The following is a 17741-nucleotide window of genomic DNA, read 5'->3' on the forward strand; positions in this document are numbered from 1 at the left end:
CGGATGCCCCGCCACCTTCTGCAGGTGGTGGGGCATCCGCCTTTTGTGTACCGTGCTCGGTTTGTGGTGAGCCTCGGCGTGAGAACCTCAGTGTGAGAACTTCAGCGTGAGGCTACCGGTTTAGTGACCGCGCTTGATCCATGCCGGAAGCTCGGGTGCTTCCAGGCCGATGCCGGTGCTGTCGCCGTGGCCGGTGAGGACCGCGGTGGACTCGGGCAGGGTCAGCAGGCGGGTCGAGATCGACTCGATGATGGTGTCGAAGTCGCTGTAGGAGCGTCCGGTTGCGCCGGGGCCGCCGTTGAAGAGGGTGTCGCCGGAGAAGACGACGCCTTCGCTGTTCTCCCAGCTGAGGGTGGGTGCGTAGAAGCACACGGAGCCGGGGGAGTGGCCGGGGGTGGCGAGGACCTTCAGCTCGGTGTCGCCGATGCGCACTACATCGCCGTCAGCCAGTTCGTGGTCGAAGTCCCAGGAGGGGTACACCATTTCCCAGAGCACACGGTCTGCGGGGTTCAGGTAGACGGGTGCGCCGAAGCGTTCTGCCGCCTCCTTTGCGCTGCGGATGTGGTCGTCGTGGGCGTGGGTCAGCAGAATCTTCTCCACGGTGCGGCCTGCGACGGTGCGGGAGATCTTGTCGACGTCGTGGGCGGGGTCAATGATGATCACGGAGGAGTCATTGCCGATAATCCAGACGTTGTTGTCGACGTCCCAGCAGCCGCCGTCGAGCGAGAAGGTGCCGGAGGTGACGACTCGTTCAATACGTTCGCTCACGCTACGTTCCTAGAGTTCCACGACCGAGCGCAGCACGCGGCCGGTCTTCATGGTTTCGAATGCTTCGTTGACGTCTTCGAGGCGGATGCGCTCGGAGACGAAGCCGTCCAGGTCGAGGCGGCCGAGCAGGTACTGGTCCACGAATTCGGGGAAGTCGCGGGAGGGCAGGGTGTCGCCGTACCATGCGCTCTTGATGGAGCCGCCGCGGCCGAAGACCTCATCCAGCGGGACGTCCCAGGTGGTGCCGGGGGCGGGCACGCCGACGAGGACGACGCGGCCAGCCAGGTCGCGTGCCTCGAATGCCTGCTTGAAGGTGGGGGCGATGCCGACAGCGTCGATGACGAGGTCTGCGCCGAAGCCGCCGGTGAGTTCCTTGACTGCCTCGACGGGGTCGACCTTGGAGGAGTTCACAGTGTGGGTTGCGCCGTGCTCGCGTGCGCGTGCCAGCTTCTCTTCGTCGATGTCGACGGCGATGATGGTGGTTGCGCCACCGAGCTGTGCGCCTGCGATTGCTGCGGTGCCGACGCCGCCGCAACCGATGACAGCGACGGACTCGCCGCGCTTGAGTTCACCGGTGTTCAGTACAGCGCCCAGACCTGCGGTGACGCCGCAGCCGAGCAGACCGATTGCTGCGTACTGTTCGGGGCTGATGTCAGCGGTGATCTTGGTGCACTGACCTGCTGCGACGAGGGTCTTCTCCGCGAAGGAGCCGATACCCAGCGCGGGGGTGAGCTCGGTGCCGTCCTCGAGGGTCATCTTCTGGGTTGCGTTGTGGGTTGCGAAGCAGTACTGCGGCTGGCCCTTGCGGCATGCGCGGCATTCGCCGCAGACGGCACGCCAGTTGAGGATGACCAGGTCGCCGGGGGCGATGTTGGTGACGTCATCGCCGACAGCCTCGACGATACCTGCGGACTCGTGGCCGAGCAGGTAGGGGAAGTCCTGGCCGACGCCGCCGGTGACGTAGTGGTGATCGGTCTGGCAGACACCGCAGGTGAGGACCTTGACGAGTGCTTCGCCCTTGCCGGGGTCGGGTACGTTGATGGTGGTGACGGTGACGGGTGCGTCCTGGGAGAGGGCTACGACAGCCTTAACCTTGTGCATGCTGTTCCTTTGCTTGGGGATTGCGGTTGATGCTCAACAGCAGATGAGGTTCAACCGCAGATAAAGGTTTTTTGATACGTTCCATTCTACGAGCAATGGAGCACCCGGCGCACGATAAAGCTGATAGTGAAGCGCCCCCGCGAATTTGACCTTTTATGACGTCGTCGCTTACCCCGCCGTTGTTTACTCTGCTGCTTCCACCTCAGCCGCCTCCACCTCAGCAGCAAAGGCGAGCGCACCGCGTCGGAACGCACCCGAGGTCAGCGCGTTGACGTGGTCGCGGCCGGGCAGGGAGATGAAGCGGTTGAGCGGGTTATCCTCGCGCACCATATCGTAGAGTTCCGCACCGTCTGCGGCGATGGTGTCCGCGTCACCGAGAACCACCGCAACGGGTACGCGCGGATGCGCACCCGGGTGCCCCGCAGGCAGTTCCGGGGATCCGGCGCGCAGGGCGGGCACGTCGAAGAACGGGCCGAAGGGAATCCGCACGAACTTCAGCAGTGCGTCGGGCTGAATGGGGGAGTTGTCAATGATTGAGGTGAAGGAGGCGATTGCCTCGTCGGTGGAGTCCGCCGCGGGGGTTTCTGCGCTCGCGGAGGCGCTGGTCCCCTCGTGCGCTTCGAGCATGGCGCGCAGGGTGATGAGGTGGTCGTGCAGGGGCAGGCCGCCCAGGGTGAGTGATGCGACCGCCTCCGGGTGGGTGAGGGCGAGTTCCCAGCCGACGCGGGCGCCGAAGGAAAAACCGATAACGTGTGCGCGGGGCTCCAGTTCAACGCCGAGGTCGTTCTCGGTGGCGACGGTGCGCAGCAGTTGGGCGAGCAGGTTGGTGTACAGGTGCATGGGGGTCAGCGGCTGACCTGCCGCGTCGACAGAGGGCACCGAATCAAACGGAATTGCGCGGCTGCGCACGCCCGCGTTGTTGGGGAGCTTGCAGTCGATGGCGTGCATGGATTCGGGGTCTTTGAGGTATTCGTCTGAGTGGTAGGGCAGGCCAACAATCAGCACGGGGTATCCTGCGCGCAGGTATTGGCGGATCCAGCCGGTGCCGCCGTAGAGCTGTTCGCCGCGGGTGGCGAAGCCGTGAATCATGAGGGCGGGCACGCGGCTTGTGAGCTGCTGCGGCTGGTAGAGGGTGTACTCGAGGTTGGGCAGGGTAACGCCGGGTACGGCAAAGGGCGCGGGAGAGAAATCTGCACTGGTCATATGTCTATCTTAGTGACCAGCGCGGGATTTCTGTCCCACGCCCTTGAAAGGTTGAGGCGATACGCGCTCAGCTGAGCTGCCGCTTAGTTCTTCTGTGCCGCACCGGTGGACTTATCGGTGCCCGGGTCGAAGAGCGCCTGCTGCTGAGAGTCAGTCTTCGCCTTAGATTCGGCGGCTTCCGCCGTGGCGTCTGCCTTCGCCTTGGTGTCGGCCTTCGCCTGCTTTTGTTCCTTACCGCTTTGCTCCTTGCCGTTTTCAATGCGCTCCTTACCGTCGGCAATGAGCGTGCGAATCATGGTGGTGTTGGTATCCACCGCCTTCTGCACGCGTTGTGCTACGGAAGGGCCCTTCGGCTTGGGGAGCATGCCCTGGCCGACCGCCTGCTGCTGCAGTTCGCGTCCTGCAGACATGAGCCGCTCCTGGCGTGCCTTCATTGCGCGGGAAGCGGAAGTCTGACGAGGCTGAATCTTCAAGTGGCCATGGTCGTCTTCGCCGGCAATGATTTGGCGCATGAGCATGATTTCGGCGTCCAGATGCGCGCCGAAGAGCAGCATATTGTTCATAATCCAGATGAACAGTAGCATCACGATTACACCACCGATCAGACCGTAGGTGGCGTTGTATTTGCTGAAGTTATTGGCGTAGAGAGTGAAGCCGAAACCGCCCAGACCCATACCGAAGAGTGCCAGCGCCGCGCCGGGGGAGAGCTTCCACGGCTTGAAACGGCGAACATTCGGGGTGGTGGAGTAGAGCAGGGTAATTAGGCCGATTGCCATGAGCAGAATCAGCACCCAACGGCCGTTGAGCCAGAGGAGCTTGATGAGCTCCATGTCCACGGTTTCGGGTACGTACTGACCGATCAAATCGAGGACGGTTACGCCCAGCAACATCATCAGAATCATGAGTACCACGAGGATGATGAGCACAGCGGTGACGAGCACGTTGATGGGCTTGAGCAACCAGCCGGGGCGGCCTTCACGCACACCGTAGACGGTGTTGAGTGCTCGGCCGAAGGATCCGGTGTACCCGGAGGCGGACCAGATCGCACTGAGGATACCGGTCAACAGCACCAGGCCTGCGCCATGGTCGCCGGTAATCTGCTTGATGGGGTCTTCCATAATGGCGTACATCTGTGCCGGGGCGTTGTCCTTGAGGAAGGAGAGGATGACCGCGGCACTTTCCTCACCGTGCCCAAACACACCCAGTAGCGAGACGATCGCCAGCAGGGCGGGGAAGATGGACAGCACGGTGAAGTAGGTGAGTGCTGCCGCCATGTCGCTTGCGCCATTTACGCCGAACTTGAAGATGGCACAGCGCAGGATGTAGAGGATGCTGCCCTTGGGGAAGTCGCGTAGTTTCACGCTTGCGTACTTGGGGGCTGCGGGCTTCTTCTTACGGGAGAAGAGTCCGCGTCGAGCTCCGGCGGACACCGTGGTTGAGGAGGTGTCCGTGGAAGAGCCGGTGTGTGCAGCCAATGGGGCTCCTTGAATGAGTGGGAGTGTTACACAGTGGTGCGCCTGTTAGCTTTAGCATGCGGGTTTCAGCGTGCGGGTTTCAGCGTGTGGGTGCACAGAAGGGGCGGGGAGAACAATGAGCTGTCCTTCCCGCCCCTGCGGTGACATTATAGGGTTTTCTAACCCTCCCGCATTTTTCTGCGAGTGCAGATACTTGACCTGTTGGTCAATTAGAGAGGGTCGCCGCTCCGAAAAGCTTCAAAAAGCCTTGTCGGATACTGTTATCGACTAGCTGAAAACTAGTTGTGAATACCCAGAACCTTAGCGGTGTGAGCCATAACCTCATCAGCCAGGTCGTGGTTATCGTTGAGCTTCACACCGTAACCGGGGATGAGCTCCTTCAGGCGAGGCTCCCAGCCAGCCATCTTGGCGGGGAAGCACTGCTTGAGCAGGTTCAGCATAATCGGAGCCGCGGTAGAAGCACCGGGGGATGCACCCAGCAGAGCCGCAATGGAACCGTCAGCTGCAGAAACAACTTCGGTACCGAACTGCAGGATGCCGCCCTTCTTCGCGTCCTTCTTCATAATCTGGACGCGCTGGCCGGCCTCGATGAGCTCCCACTCGCCGCCGTTAGCCTCGGGGTAGTACTGGTACAGCGATTCGAGGCGTGCGTTCTTGTCCTTGACCAGCTCGGAGAGCAGGTACTTGACCAGGGAGAAGTTATCCAGACCTGCACGGGTCATCGGGTAGATGTTGTGCGGGCGCAGGGACAGCGGCAGGTCCAGCAGGGAACCCTGCTTCAAGAAGTTCGTCTTGAAACCAGCGTAGGGGCCGAACATGAGGGCGCGCTTGCCGTCCACGTAGCGGGTGTCCAGGTGGGGAACAGACATGGGAGGTGCGCCCACCGAAGCCTGACCGTACACTTTTGCGTTGTGCTGGTTTGCGGTTGCCTCGTGGGTGTTGCGCAGGAACAGGCCGGAGACGGGGAAGCCGCCGTAGCCCTTACCCTCTTCAATGCCGGACTTCTGCAGCAGGTGCAGAGCGCCACCGCCGGCACCCAGGAAGACGAATTTCGCGTTGATGGTCAGCGGCTCTTCCTTGTTGATGCGGTTGATAGCGTCAATGGTCCAGGAGCCGTTGGACTCGCGGTTCAGGTTGGTGACCTGGTAGCCGTAGCGAACCTCAACGCCCTTGGTCTGCAGGTGGTCAATCATCTGCTGGGTGAGGGCGCCGAAGTCAACGTCGGTACCTTCGGGGGACCAGGTCGCTGCGATCGGGTCGTTACCCTTGCGGCCGTTGACGGTCAGCGGTGCCCACTCGCCAATCTTCTCGCGCTCGGTGGAGAATTCCATGCGCTCGAAGAGCTTCTCCTTGCGGAAGGAATCGTAGCGTGCTGCCAGGTACTTGGAGTGGTCCTCACCGAAGACCAGGGACATGTGGGGGACCGGGTTAATGAAGTCTGCGTTGCCCAGAATCTTCTCTTCAACCAGGGATGCCCAGAACTGGCGGGAAATCTGGAACTGCTCGTTAATGTTCAGCGCCTTAGCTGCCGAGACGGTGCCGTCGGGGCCAGCGGGTGCGTAGTTGAGTTCGCACAGTGCCGAGTGGCCGGTACCTGCGTTGTTCCAGGGATTGGAGGATTCCTGAGCGGCCTTGTCGAGGCGTTCGAGCAGGATAATATTCCAGGTCGGTTCGAGTTCCTTGAGGAACACGCCGAGGGTGGCGCTCATGATGCCGCCGCCGACCAGGACGACGTCGGTTCGTTCAGTACGTGCTACCACTGAATTCTCCCTTAGGGGTGCGGGTGCCCGGCCTGGGCACAGTGAATGTGGGGTACATCATCTAGCCTACCCCTTTTAGTGGGGTTGGCATAGTCAGAATCCACAAAACGAGAGAGAGTGTTGCAGTTCATATCAATAAATCTCTTAGGGTCGAAAAGACCCGTAATCGCATGCATTTGCTACACCCGCCGGCAACAACCCGAAAGCAGCTCCAGAAATACCCGCCCACCCGCTCACCGAAAGCCCCACGAAAGCCCCAAACACGGCGAAAGGGGCGCACCCCAATCGGGATGCACCCCTTTCCGCAAAAGCTAAAAACGCAGGCTACGACTTGCGCAGCTTACCGAACAGCTCAATCGCATTCTGCTCCGTCTGATAGCCCTGAACCTCACGGCTCACCGCCACCTTCGACGTCACATTCAGCAACGGAACCGCCGGCATGAACTGACCCAGCTGAGACACAACCTTCGCATACAACTCGCGCTGCGAATCCACCGAATCGGCAGAATCCGCGGTACGAATCGCCTCCAAAATCTCCGTAAAACGAGGCGACGGCGCAACCGCCACAGCAGTAGGCTGCGGCGAAGGCGACGCCGACGGGCTCGGCGAAGCAGAAGCCGAAGCCTCCTCCTCAGGCGTCAACGGGTCCGGCGAATAACTCGGCTGCGGGCTCGGAGTCGCAGAAATCCGCACATTCGAATTCGCACCACCCGACGACGGCACATCAGAACTCTTCTTCGTCAAACCAGTCGTCATATCCGACGGCGCATTCGCAATCAACGAACGCACCTGATGCTCAGCAATCAGCGGCGCCAACACCGGGCCAAAGAATGCGTACGGGTCACGGTACATGCCGTAGAAACCGGCCAGCGTAATACCGCGTTCAGAAGAAACCTCGCGGCTCTTCGGCAGATACTCAGCCCACGGCAGAGGCACCGGCTTAATATTCAAACCCACCTCAATCAGCGAAGCCACCATCTCCGAATACACCTTCTGAGGAGTATCCATCCACGGCAGAGAAACGTCAGCAGGGTAGTAGCACTCAATCACCTGATTGTCGTACCCAGCCGTCGCCAGCAGCGAGCGCGCCATATCCTGATTGCGGTCCGTGTAATCCTTCGCGTCATCAGCCTTAATGCGGAACGACGGCGAAATCAGCGTCTGCGCATCCGAGGTGCCCTGCGGGTAATACTGACGCAGCGCGCCACGATCCACCGCATGCGAAATAGCGCGACGCACCGAAATATTCTTCAACACCGGATGCGCCGTATTCAGGCTCAAATACACCAACGAGAACGGGTCACGGCCCGGCGTCTGATAACCATCACGCGCCAACTGACCCAGATCAGAAGAATTCACCTGATCACACGCATCAATATGACCCTCCATCAGCGCAAAATAACGCTTATCCGACGACGTGAGGGTCGAAATCTGAATCTCATCCAGCTCAGGCGCCTGACCGTCAAAATGAGTATTCTTCAGCAGACGCACCGTGCCGTCCTTGAAAGAATCCACAAGGAACGCACCCGTACCCACCGGGTTACCCGTCAACTTCTGATCAGAACCAAACAGCGACGGGTCAATAATGCCGAACGCCTGCTGCGTCAAGATACGCGGGAACGCCAGTGAAGGACGCGACAGCGTCACCACCACAGAGTTACCCTTCGCCACCACCGACGAAACCAGCGGCAAGAACGACTGCACCGCAGACGACTGAGCATCCGCCTTCTTGCTGGTCTTCTTATCGCCCGGATGTGCAGCATCAGAAGCGCTCGCAGAGGCGCTCGGGGTAGCGGCATCAGAAGAAGCAGAAGCCGACGGGGAAGTGCTCGGGGAGGCGGTCTCAGAAGCACTCGCAGAAGCAGACGGGGAAGCACTTGCTGACGGAGTCGTCGCACCCGACGGAGACGCCTGAACAGGCGCAGGCTCCACCGCCGAAGGATCAATAGAACCCGGCTTCGGCACACCAAAACCCCACGCAAACAAAGGCTGAGCAGGCACCGCATGAGCTGCAGTACCCTCACCCGTAGCCAACGCCTGCCACCTCTGGAAATTCTGCACCACAGCATCCGCAGTCAACGCAGAACCGTTACTAAAATGCGCCTCACGCAACACAAACGTATGCACCAAACGGTCATCAGAAACCGTCCACTCAGTACACAAAGAATCCTGAACCTCAGGATCACCCGTGTAATGATTCGCCACCAACAACGTCTGCAAAACCTGCGCCGTCACCTGATACGTACTCGCCACAGGAAACAACGCCGGATCCAAACCCAACGGCGCCGCACCCTGCGCAAAACGGAACACACGACGCGCATCAGCAGACGACGCACTCGCCGAAGACCCAGCAGACGAACCAGCAGAAGACTGACCAGAACACGCAGAAAGCGCCAAACCAGCACTAAAAAGTGCGCCAAAACGCAAAACGGCGCGTCGACTCAAGCCACTCGAGCCGACAGTGGCTCGAAGCAGCGCATCAGAATTGCCAACAGCTGACGATGCATAAGGCTGATGCTGCACGGGAGGGTCCTCTCTTCCGTCGCGGATGCTTATCTCTCAGGATAACGGTTCAACACCCAACCGGGCGAGACACACCCACCCCGGTAAGGCACATACAAGAAAACCCGCCGCCACGAAAACCGTGACGGCGGGCCCAATGTAAATGTGTGTGCGCGAGGGGGACTTGAACCCCCACGCCATAAGGCACAGGAACCTAAATCCTGCGTGTCTGCCAATTTCACCACTCGCGCGCAGTGTCACCCCACATCCGAAGATGCATGCGTCTGAGGCAACAAAAAATTAGTGTACACCAGGAACCAAGGTTCTCCAAGCCTTAAAAGCAGCCCCCATAGGGCAAAAAGTCCGCAAACACGCCGCACAGCAACCCCCACACGGAGGTGCTACACAGCGCCGCCGCCCCTCGCGCTACCCGAGCACAGAAAACACGACCCTACTTCGGGTCAATACCCAAATCACGACGCAGCTTAGCCACATGACCCGTCGCACGCACATTGTACTGAGCCAAAGCAACAACACCCTGCTCATCAATCACAAACGTCGAACGAATCAGACCCTCATACACCCTGCCGTAATTCTTCTTCTCACCCCACGCACCATACGCCTCAGCCACCGCATGATCAGCATCAGACAGCAGCGGGAACGTCAACGACTCCTTCTCCACAAAACGAGCAATAGCCGCCGGCGAGTCCGGAGAAACACCCAACACCACGTAACCCAACGACTTCAACGACGCCAAATTATCGCGGAAATCGCACGCCTCCTTCGTGCAACCCGGAGTCGAAGCCTTCGGATAAAAATACAAAATCACCTTACTGCCCGCATAATCACTCAAACTATGAGTAACACCAGCCGAATCAACCAGCGAAAAAGCAGGTGCCGGGGTACCCGGCTCAAGACGAACACTCATCAATAACTCCTCAAAACATCAATAGAAATCAGCAGGGGAGCGGCGGATGCGCCCCACACAGTACCAAGGGCGGACGCGCCCCATGCAATACACACAGTCTAGTGTCCCACACACCCCACCCAAATAATGTGTCCAGGCTCACCCTATTTCGACTTGCGCGCACCACAAAAACTCGTGTATAGTATTTTTCTGTTGCAAGGGAAACCTTGAAAAACAAATAAGCGCCTCTAGCTCAATTGGCAGAGCAATTGACTCTTAATCAATGGGTTCTGGGTTCGAGTCCCAGGGGGCGCACTTCAAAGAAAATCCCGCTGATTCTTCGGAATCGGCGGGATTTTTGCGTTCCCTCGTGAATACAGTTTTGAGGGGGTGTAGATATTTCCCCTTGCTCCTACAGGGGACCTGTCCTCGCAGAGCTCGGACACCCTGATGTCGCGGCGGGGAATATCTATACCCCTGTGTGTCTGTGGTTCAGGGGTTCGTGGAATCCCGCCGGTTCGTTGGGGTGCGCGGGGGTTTCGTGTGCGCCCCGTGCCTAGCGAACTGTGGCGGGGGAGGGCTGTCGCCTTTTTGGCCTGTTGCTTGGTGGTTGGTGTTTTGCGTGTGGGCGGGGGAGAGCTGTCGCTTTTTGCCTCTTGCGAGGTAGCTAGTCAGTTGCGCGCAGAGGCGTCGGTGTCGTCCGTAGCGACATCAGGGTGCCCGAAGCGAAGCGAGGGCGGGTGCCCCTGTAGGAGCGAGGACGTGCACCGCCCCTCAAGCGTCCAACATAGCCGGGTGTAGGCATGCGAAAGCCCGCCGCAACCCCAAAGGGTTGCGGCGGGCTTTCCACACGAAAAGTCTCAATTACAGGACCGGCCAAATCCGCGTCACAAACTCGCGGAAATCCTCCACATCCTTACCCTGCTCCAAAAGTCCAGTGCCAAAGCGAGTCGCAACCTCAGCATTATCCTCAAACGACAGATAAAACGAGCTACCATTCACCGACTCGATTGTCACCGCATCATCACCCACACGATACGCATGCAGAGCATTCGTATTATCAATCGTCGTCGCCGTACCCGCAGGCGTCAATGCCGGCAAATTCACCGGAGCAATAATCACCTCATCAGGCGCATCCTGATACCCAACAATAAAATGCCCCTGATCAGGAGACTGATGCAACGCCAAATCAGGATTACGGTAAACCGCACGGCCCGTCGCATACACCAAATTGTATGCACCGTAATTAATAATCTGCTCGTCAAAAACCGGGTGCAGAACCCGAATGAGTTCCTCACCCGTCAAAAACACGTCACTCTCAACAGAGTTACGGGGGTCAACAACCTCTGCGTACTTACTTGCTTCGGTCAGCTCATCAGCGACCGGGATGATCGGTTCGGTCATAGTTTCAGTCTACCGGGGCAACCAACGAAGGTCACGAGTATTCGCGCATATTACGCGCCATGACGTCCAAAAATGCGAGTTTTTCTCACCTGTTCAAATGAATACGTGGGAATGTGTAAACAAGTGCAATGTGTCCACATCATGAAAGAAGAAGGTTGACTAGGGGGTTTCCATGTAAAAACCACCACGACACCCCATAGAGATTTGACTCACCCCCGCCCCGGGCTTCACCATAGAAGGGTGAAGACAGCAATGTACCAGCGAATTCTAAACCTTGTCGACGTCGCCTAGGGCGAGTGGCAGGGTCAATTCACTGCGACTGAGCGCCCCTACCGCTACCACCAACAGCGAGGGGCATTTTTTATAGCTTGGTACCCCCGGGCATAGGATGCGTGCGGATCACACAACACCCACGCAGAACATTGAGTACAACGAAGAACCATTAAGACACGAGGCATTTCCATGACCATGGGATTTTCCACTTCTGATGACGCGGCAAACGCTCCCGTAGAACGCATGACCGGTTCTCAGGCAATCGTCCGCACCCTCGAAGACCTGGGTGTGACTGACGTATTCGGCCTGCCTGGTGGAGCTATTCTGCCGACCTATGACCCCCTGTACGACTCCAAGAAGGTCCGCCACATCCTGGTCCGCCACGAGCAGGGCGCAGGCCACGCAGCCCAGGGCTACGCAGTGTCCAGCGGCAAGACCGGCGTGTGCATCGCAACCTCCGGCCCCGGCGCAACCAACCTGCTGACCGCAATCGCAGACGCAAACATGGACTCCGTCCCCCTCGTCGCAATCACCGGCCAGGTATCCACCGCGCTGCTCGGCTCTGACGCATTCCAGGAAGCTGACATCGTCGGCATGGCGATGCCCATCTCCAAGCACTCCTTCATGATCACCGACCCGCAGGACATCCCCCGCGCACTGGCTGCAGCATTCCACATTGCATCCACCGGCCGCCCCGGCCCCGTGCTCGTGGACGTCACCAAGGACGCACAGGTCGGCATGATGGAATACCGCGGCATCCCCGAAGACCTGGAGCTGCGCGGCTACACCCCCGTCACCCGCGGCCACTCCAAGCAGATTCACGAAGCTGCAAAGTTCATCACCGAATCCAAGCGCCCCGTCTTCTACGTCGGCGGTGGTCTGGTCCGCGCAGGTGCTTCCGAAGAGTTCCACAAGCTGGCTAAGCTCATCGGCGCACCCGTCGTCACCACCCTGAACGCTATCGGCGCGTTCCCCGACTCTGACCCGCAGAACCTCGGCATGCCCGGTATGCACGGCACCGTCCCCGCCGTCGCCGCAATGCAGAAGTCTGACCTGCTCATCACCCTCGGCGCACGCTTCGACGACCGCGTCACCGGTAAGCTCGACTCCTTCGCACCCGAAGCTAAGGTCATCCACATTGACGTTGACCCGGCAGAAATCTCGAAGATCCGCTTCGCAGACGTGCCGATCGTCGGCGACCTCAAGTACGTCCTGCCCGAGCTGACCGACCTGCTCTCCACCGAGTTCGCAGACCAGCTGCCGAACCTCACCGAATGGTGGAACGAGCTGAACGTCATCCGCAAGGATTACCCGCTCGGCTACGAGAAGCCCAACGATGGCCTCGGCTCGCCTGAGTACGTCCTCGAGCGTATTAGTGCTCTGACCGGCCCTGACGCATACTACGTCACCGGTGTTGGTCAGCACCAGATGTGGGGTGCACACTACATTCAGCAGGAGAGCCCCCGCCACTTCATTAGCTCCGCAGGCCTCGGCACCATGGGCTACGGCGTTCCCGCAGGTATGGGTGCTAAGGTCGCACACCCCGACTCCACCGTGTGGATTATCGACGGCGACGGTTGCTTCCAGATGACCAACCAGGAACTGGTCACCTGCGCACAGAACAACATCCCCGTCAAGGTTGCCATCATCAACAACTCCTCCCTCGGCATGGTGCGCCAGTGGCAGACTCTGTTCTACAACGAGCGCTACTCCAACACCGACCTGAAGGATGGCCACGGCACCGTACGTATCCCCGACTTCGTCAAGCTCGGCGAAGCATACGGCTGCGCAACCTTCCGTTGCGAGCGCGACGAGGATGTGGACGCCACCATTAAGGCTGCCCTCGAAATCAACGACCGCCCCGTCGTCATTGACTTCACCGTCAGCCCCCACGCCCTGGTCTGGCCCATGGTCCCGGCAGGCGTATCTAATGACAAGATTTGGATTGCGAAGAACACTTCGCCCGAGTTCGATCGTGAGGAAGAGAACTAATGTCTCAGCACACTCTGTCCGTTCTGGTAGAAGATAAGCCGGGCGTTCTCACCCGCGTCTCCGGTCTGTTCTCCCGCCGACTGTTCAACATCCTCTCCCTGGCTGTGGGCCCCACCGAAAACCCCGGTGTCTCCCGCATCACCGTCGTGACCGAAGGAGACGCCCACACCATCGAGCAGATTACCAAGCAGCTGAACAAGCTCGTTCACGTGCTGAAGGTCGTCGAGCTTCCCGCCGACTCCTCCACCCGCCGCGGCCACATCCTGATCAAGGTCAAGGCAGACGCAGTAGCACGCCTGCAGATCGTTCAGGCAGCAGACCTGTTCCGTGCATCCGTGATCGACGTTTCCCCCGAGTCCGTTGTTATTGAAGCAACCGGTTCCGAGGAGAAGCTCAACGCACTGCTGGACGTTTTGGAACCCTACGGCGTTCGCGAAATCGTTCGCGCAGGCACCATCGGCCTGGCACGTGGCCCCCGCGCCATGAGCGAACGCATCTAACACCCACCGGGGTGCCACGCCAACCCCGCACCAGCGGGAAATAGCGACGGGTATCGCACCGCCACAACCGGGAAAACCGGCAGCGATGCGATACCCGCCCCTATGGGCTCACAGACCTTCCGGATACTTCAGATGCTGAGAAGTAATCTCGACAGCCCGCAACTAAACAGCTATCAAGTAGAATAGTCAATGTTGAGCCCAGCCTGGGCCGCATACCAAACTTACTGAGGAGAAGAAATGGCAGCAACCATTTTCTACAACGACGACGCAGACCTCTCCCTGATCCAGGGCCGCACCGTAGCAGTTATCGGTTACGGCTCCCAGGGCCACGCACACGCACTGAACCTGCGTGACTCCGGCGTGAAGGTCATCGTCGGTCTGTCCGAGGGCTCCAAGTCCCGTGCCAAGGCTGAGGCAGAAGGCCTGCGCGTCGCAACCGTCGCAGAAGCAGCAGCAGAAGCAGACGTCATCATGATCCTGACCCCGGACCAGGTCCAGGCAAAGGTCTACGCAGAGAGCATCGAGCCGAACCTCAAGCCCGGCAACGCACTGTTCTTCGCACACGGCTTCAACATCCGCTTCGGCTACATCACCGCACCCGAGGGTGTCGACGTGGCAATGGTCGCCCCCAAGGGCCCCGGCCACACCGTCCGCCGCGAATACGAAGCAGGCCGCGGCGTTCCCGCCCTGGTCGCAGTCGAGAAGGACGCATCCGGCGAAGCACTCGCACTGGCACTGTCCTACGCAAAGGCACTGGGCGCAACCCGCGCAGGCGTCATCAAGACCACCTTCACCGAAGAGACCGAGTCCGACCTGTTCGGCGAGCAGGCAGTCCTCTGTGGCTCCACCTCCCAGCTCGTCCAGTACGGCTTCGAGGTCCTGACCGAGGCTGGCTACCAGCCCGAAATCGCGTACTTCGAGGTTCTGCACGAGCTCAAGCTCATCGTTGACCTGATGATCGAAGGCGGCATCGCTAAGCAGCGTTGGTCCATCTCCGACACCGCAGAGTACGGCGACTACGTCTCCGGCCCCCGCGTAATCTCCCCCGAGGTCAAGGAAAACATGAAGGCTGTCCTGGCAGACATCCAGAACGGCAACTTCGCAAAGCGCTTCATGGAAGACCAGGCTGCAGGCGCACCCGAGTTCAAGGAACTGCGCGCAAAGGGCGAGGCACACCCCATCGAGGCAACCGGCCGCAAGCTGCGCGAGCTGTTCTCCTGGAACACCGCTGACGACGACTACACCGAAGGCTCCGTCGCTCGCTAAACGGTAGCTCAGCAATAGCTTTCTAAGAATCCGGCGTTCCACCTCTCATCCCGCACAGGGGAGGAGGTGGGCGCCGGATTCTTGTGTTTTCAGGCTGAACGGCAACACCCGTCAAATATGTGATGCAGTTCATGCTCAATCAAGTTGCGGGCGGTTGAAGAATGCCGTATAGTATTTACTTGTTGCAAGGGAAACCCGCAAAAACAAAATAAGCGCCTCTAGCTCAATTGGCAGAGCAATTGACTCTTAATCAATGGGTTCTGGGTTCGAGTCCCAGGGGGCGCACATTAAAGAAAATCCCGCTGATTCTTCGGAATCGGCGGGATTTTTGCGTTCCCCTTGAAAAGCAGTCTTCATGGGTTGAGGAATCGGTGTTCGTCCTCGTTCCTGCAGGGGTGGGGTGGGTGGGTACCTCGCGTCTCCTAAGACTGCGGGGGTGCGCTACATGTTTCCTCCGCGCCTACGCAGGGGCACCCGTCACCCGGACGCTCCGCTCTTTCCTTGCTTCGCTGCGGAAGAGCGTCCGTGTGACACCCTGAGGGCGCTTCCGGAAAATGTAGCTGCACCGGTTAGGCGGGTGCGTGGAGGTTTCGGTGGCCTCCGTAGTGACATCAGGGTGCCCGAAGCGAAGCGAGGGCGGGTGCCCCTGTAGGAACGAGGAGGGTGCCGAACCTCGAGCTAATCCCGCCGGGGTTGCGGTGGATTCGCGGGGGTTTCGTGTGTGCCCCGTGCCTAGCGAACTGGGGCGGGGGAGGGCTGTCGCGGTTTAGCCTGTTGCCTGGTGGCAGCCTCCACCCGCAAACAATGAGCCACCGCGTATCAGAGTGTAACCCCGGTGAGAGCCTCGCCTAATACTGCGGTAAACTGAAAGTTATGACTGCAACTCCGTTCTACATCACCACCGCCATCTCCTACCCCAATGGCAACCCGCACATCGGCCACGCCTACGAAACCATCGCAGCCGACGTGCTAGCCCGCTTCAAGCGCCTCGACGGCTTCGACGTGCGCTTCATGACCGGCACCGACGAGCACGGCCAGAAGATGCAGACCACCGCCGAAAAGCTCGGTAAGACCGCTAAGGAACTCGCCGACGAGAACTCCGCACGCTTCAAAGCAATGAACGACGCGCTGAACATCAGCTACGACCGCTTCATCCGCACCACCGACCCCGACCACTATGTCGCATCCCAGGCCATCTGGAAGCGCATGGAAGAAAACGGCGACATCTACCTCGACAAGTACGCCGGCTGGTACTCCGTACGCGACGAAGCCTACTACGCAGAAGACGAAACCGAAGTACGCGACGGCCAGCGCTACGCCATCGCCACCGGCACCGAAGTCGAATGGACCGAAGAAGAATCCTACTTCTTCCGCCTCTCCAAGTACGGCGACAAGCTCCTCGAACTCTACGCCAACGAAGGCTTCGTCTACCCCGAATCCCGCCGCAACGAACTGATTTCCTTCGTCAAGGGCGGCCTCAACGACCTGTCCATCTCCCGCACCACCTTCGACTGGGGCGTACCCGTACCCGGCAACGACAAGCACGTCATGTACGTGTGGGTCGACGCCCTCACCAACTACATCACCGGCCTCGGCTACCCCGACACCGACAACGAACTGTTCGCCAAGTACTGGCCCGCTGACCTGCACCTCATCGGTAAGGACATCACCCGATTCCACTCCATCTACTGGCCCGCATTCCTGTGGTCTGCCGGAATCGAACTGCCCAAGCGCGTGTTCGGCCACGGCTTCCTGCTCGTCAACGGCGAGAAGATGTCCAAGTCCGTCGGTAACGTCGTCGACCCCGCAAACCTTGTCAACGCATTCGGCTTGGATGCCGTCCGCTTCTTCCTCATGCGTGAAGTGTCCTTCGGCCAGGATGGCTCCTACTCCGAAGAGTCCATCATCAACCGCATCAACTCCGACCTGGCAAACAACCTCGGCAACCTTGCCCAGCGTTCCCTGTCCATGGTCGCCAAGAACTGCGGTGGCGCCGTCCCCACCCACGGCGAATTCACCGAAGCCGACCGCCAGATCCTCGACCAGGCGGCAGCCCTCTACGAGCCCGTCCGTGCAGACTTCGACGAGCAGGCATTCCACCGCGCTTTGGAACGCATCTGGACCGTCCTCGCAGACACCAACGCCTACTTCGCAGAGCAGGAACCCTGGACCCTGCGCAAGAACGGCGAACTCGACCGCATGAACACCGTGCTGTACGTAACCCTTGAGGTTGTACGCCAGGTCGCCCTGCTGCTGCAGCCCGTCATGCCCGACTCGACCGCCAAGCTGCTGACCCTGCTCGGCGTACCCGAAGGTGACGCACGCCAGTTCGCAGCCCTCGGCACCGCGCTCGTGCCCGGCACCGAACTGCCCGCACCCGCACCGGTGTTCCCCCGCTACGAAGCACCCAAGGCATAACGGCTGCTTCAGCAATAGCGGATAGCGTGAGAAAGCTCCCGGCTTCCTAACCCTGAATGGGGGAGGAGCCGGGGGCTTTTGGCATGCACTATCTAGAGGTACGGGTGCGGGGTAAGGACGCAGGGTGAGAACGCCGAGTGAGCCCCCACTCATACTTAAGGATGATGCCGGT

At 59.8% G+C, this 17741-nt stretch carries 12 protein-coding genes and 3 tRNA genes; 6 read left to right on the forward strand and 9 right to left on the reverse strand.

From position 1 onward, the window contains the following. Positions 1-120: 120 nt before the first annotated feature. From LPB405_RS07820 to bcp, 8 genes are all read right to left on the reverse strand, one after another. A complete protein-coding gene (locus tag LPB405_RS07820) occupies positions 121-768 on the reverse strand; it encodes an MBL fold metallo-hydrolase (protein WP_049333239.1) in 648 nt (215 codons plus the stop codon). Between the two features lie 9 nt (positions 769-777). After that, on the reverse strand, positions 778-1869 hold the full coding sequence (locus LPB405_RS07825) for an S-(hydroxymethyl)mycothiol dehydrogenase (RefSeq protein ID WP_060824590.1): 1092 nt from the start codon (positions 1867-1869) through the stop codon (positions 778-780). A 183-nt stretch (positions 1870-2052) separates the two neighbouring features. Then, positions 2053-3072 carry an alpha/beta hydrolase gene (locus tag LPB405_RS07830; protein ID WP_219101090.1) on the reverse strand — a complete coding sequence of 340 codons (1020 nt, stop codon included), beginning with the start codon at positions 3070-3072 and terminating at the stop codon, positions 2053-2055. A gap of 83 nt (positions 3073-3155) precedes the next feature. Then, entirely contained in the window at positions 3156-4547 is a 1392-nt protein-coding gene (locus LPB405_RS07835; RefSeq protein WP_219101092.1) for a YihY/virulence factor BrkB family protein, read from the reverse strand. Between the two features lie 278 nt (positions 4548-4825). Then, positions 4826-6307, reverse strand: coding sequence for a malate:quinone oxidoreductase (locus LPB405_RS07840; protein WP_219101094.1), 1482 nt, complete (start codon positions 6305-6307; stop codon positions 4826-4828). Between the two features lie 324 nt (positions 6308-6631). Then, on the reverse strand, positions 6632-8830 hold the full coding sequence (locus LPB405_RS07845; protein ID WP_219101096.1) for an ABC transporter substrate-binding protein: 2199 nt from the start codon (positions 8828-8830) through the stop codon (positions 6632-6634). Positions 8831-8979: 149 nt separating this feature from the next. Next, positions 8980-9060: transfer RNA gene (locus LPB405_RS07850), tRNA-Leu, on the reverse strand. Positions 9061-9260: 200 nt separating this feature from the next. After that, entirely contained in the window at positions 9261-9737 is a 477-nt protein-coding gene (bcp, locus tag LPB405_RS07855; protein ID WP_219101098.1) for a thioredoxin-dependent thiol peroxidase, read from the reverse strand. A 221-nt stretch (positions 9738-9958) separates the two neighbouring features. Here bcp and LPB405_RS07860 point away from each other — a divergent pair. After that, positions 9959-10031: transfer RNA gene (locus tag LPB405_RS07860), tRNA-Lys, on the forward strand. Between the two features lie 549 nt (positions 10032-10580). Here LPB405_RS07860 and LPB405_RS07865 read toward each other — a convergent pair. Beyond that, a complete protein-coding gene (locus LPB405_RS07865; protein ID WP_070687540.1) occupies positions 10581-11120 on the reverse strand; it encodes a hypothetical protein in 540 nt (179 codons plus the stop codon). 462 nt (positions 11121-11582) lie between these two features. Between LPB405_RS07865 and LPB405_RS07870 the strand changes: the two genes are divergently transcribed. From LPB405_RS07870 to metG, 5 genes are all read left to right on the forward strand, one after another. Further along, positions 11583-13385, forward strand: a complete 1803-nt coding sequence (locus LPB405_RS07870) for an acetolactate synthase large subunit (protein WP_219101100.1) — start codon at positions 11583-11585, stop codon at positions 13383-13385. Continuing rightward, positions 13385-13885: an acetolactate synthase small subunit gene (gene ilvN, locus LPB405_RS07875; protein WP_060824598.1), complete on the forward strand. Its 501-nt coding sequence runs from the start codon at positions 13385-13387 to the stop codon at positions 13883-13885. Before LPB405_RS07870 ends, ilvN begins: the two co-directional genes overlap by 1 nt. A 237-nt stretch (positions 13886-14122) precedes the next feature. Beyond that, positions 14123-15151 (forward strand): ketol-acid reductoisomerase, encoded by a 1029-nt coding sequence (gene ilvC / locus LPB405_RS07880; RefSeq protein WP_005505530.1) that lies wholly within the window; start codon positions 14123-14125, stop codon positions 15149-15151. A 212-nt stretch (positions 15152-15363) separates the two neighbouring features. Continuing rightward, positions 15364-15436 (forward strand) — tRNA-Lys (locus tag LPB405_RS07885). Positions 15437-16024: 588 nt separating this feature from the next. Then, entirely contained in the window at positions 16025-17569 is a 1545-nt protein-coding gene (metG, locus tag LPB405_RS07890) for a methionine--tRNA ligase (RefSeq protein WP_219101102.1), read from the forward strand. The last annotated feature ends 172 nt before the right edge of the window (positions 17570-17741 follow it).

Source organism: Rothia mucilaginosa, assembly GCF_019334805.1.
GTDB classification, from domain to species: Bacteria; Actinomycetota; Actinomycetes; order Actinomycetales; family Micrococcaceae; genus Rothia; species Rothia mucilaginosa_C.

Coding starts and splice junctions, on each gene's coding strand:
- LPB405_RS07870 (WP_219101100.1), top strand. CDS start 11,583: ATGACCATGGGATTTTCCACTTCTGATGACGCGGCAAACGCTCCCGTA.
- ilvC (WP_005505530.1), top strand. CDS start 14,123: ATGGCAGCAACCATTTTCTACAACGACGACGCAGACCTCTCCCTGATC.
- bcp (WP_219101098.1), bottom strand. CDS start 9,737: ATGAGTGTTCGTCTTGAGCCGGGTACCCCGGCACCTGCTTTTTCGCTG.
- LPB405_RS07830 (WP_219101090.1), bottom strand. CDS start 3,072: ATGACCAGTGCAGATTTCTCTCCCGCGCCCTTTGCCGTACCCGGCGTT.
- metG (WP_219101102.1), top strand. CDS start 16,025: ATGACTGCAACTCCGTTCTACATCACCACCGCCATCTCCTACCCCAAT.
- LPB405_RS07825 (WP_060824590.1), bottom strand. CDS start 1,869: ATGCACAAGGTTAAGGCTGTCGTAGCCCTCTCCCAGGACGCACCCGTC.
- LPB405_RS07865 (WP_070687540.1), bottom strand. CDS start 11,120: ATGACCGAACCGATCATCCCGGTCGCTGATGAGCTGACCGAAGCAAGT.
- ilvN (WP_060824598.1), top strand. CDS start 13,385: ATGTCTCAGCACACTCTGTCCGTTCTGGTAGAAGATAAGCCGGGCGTT.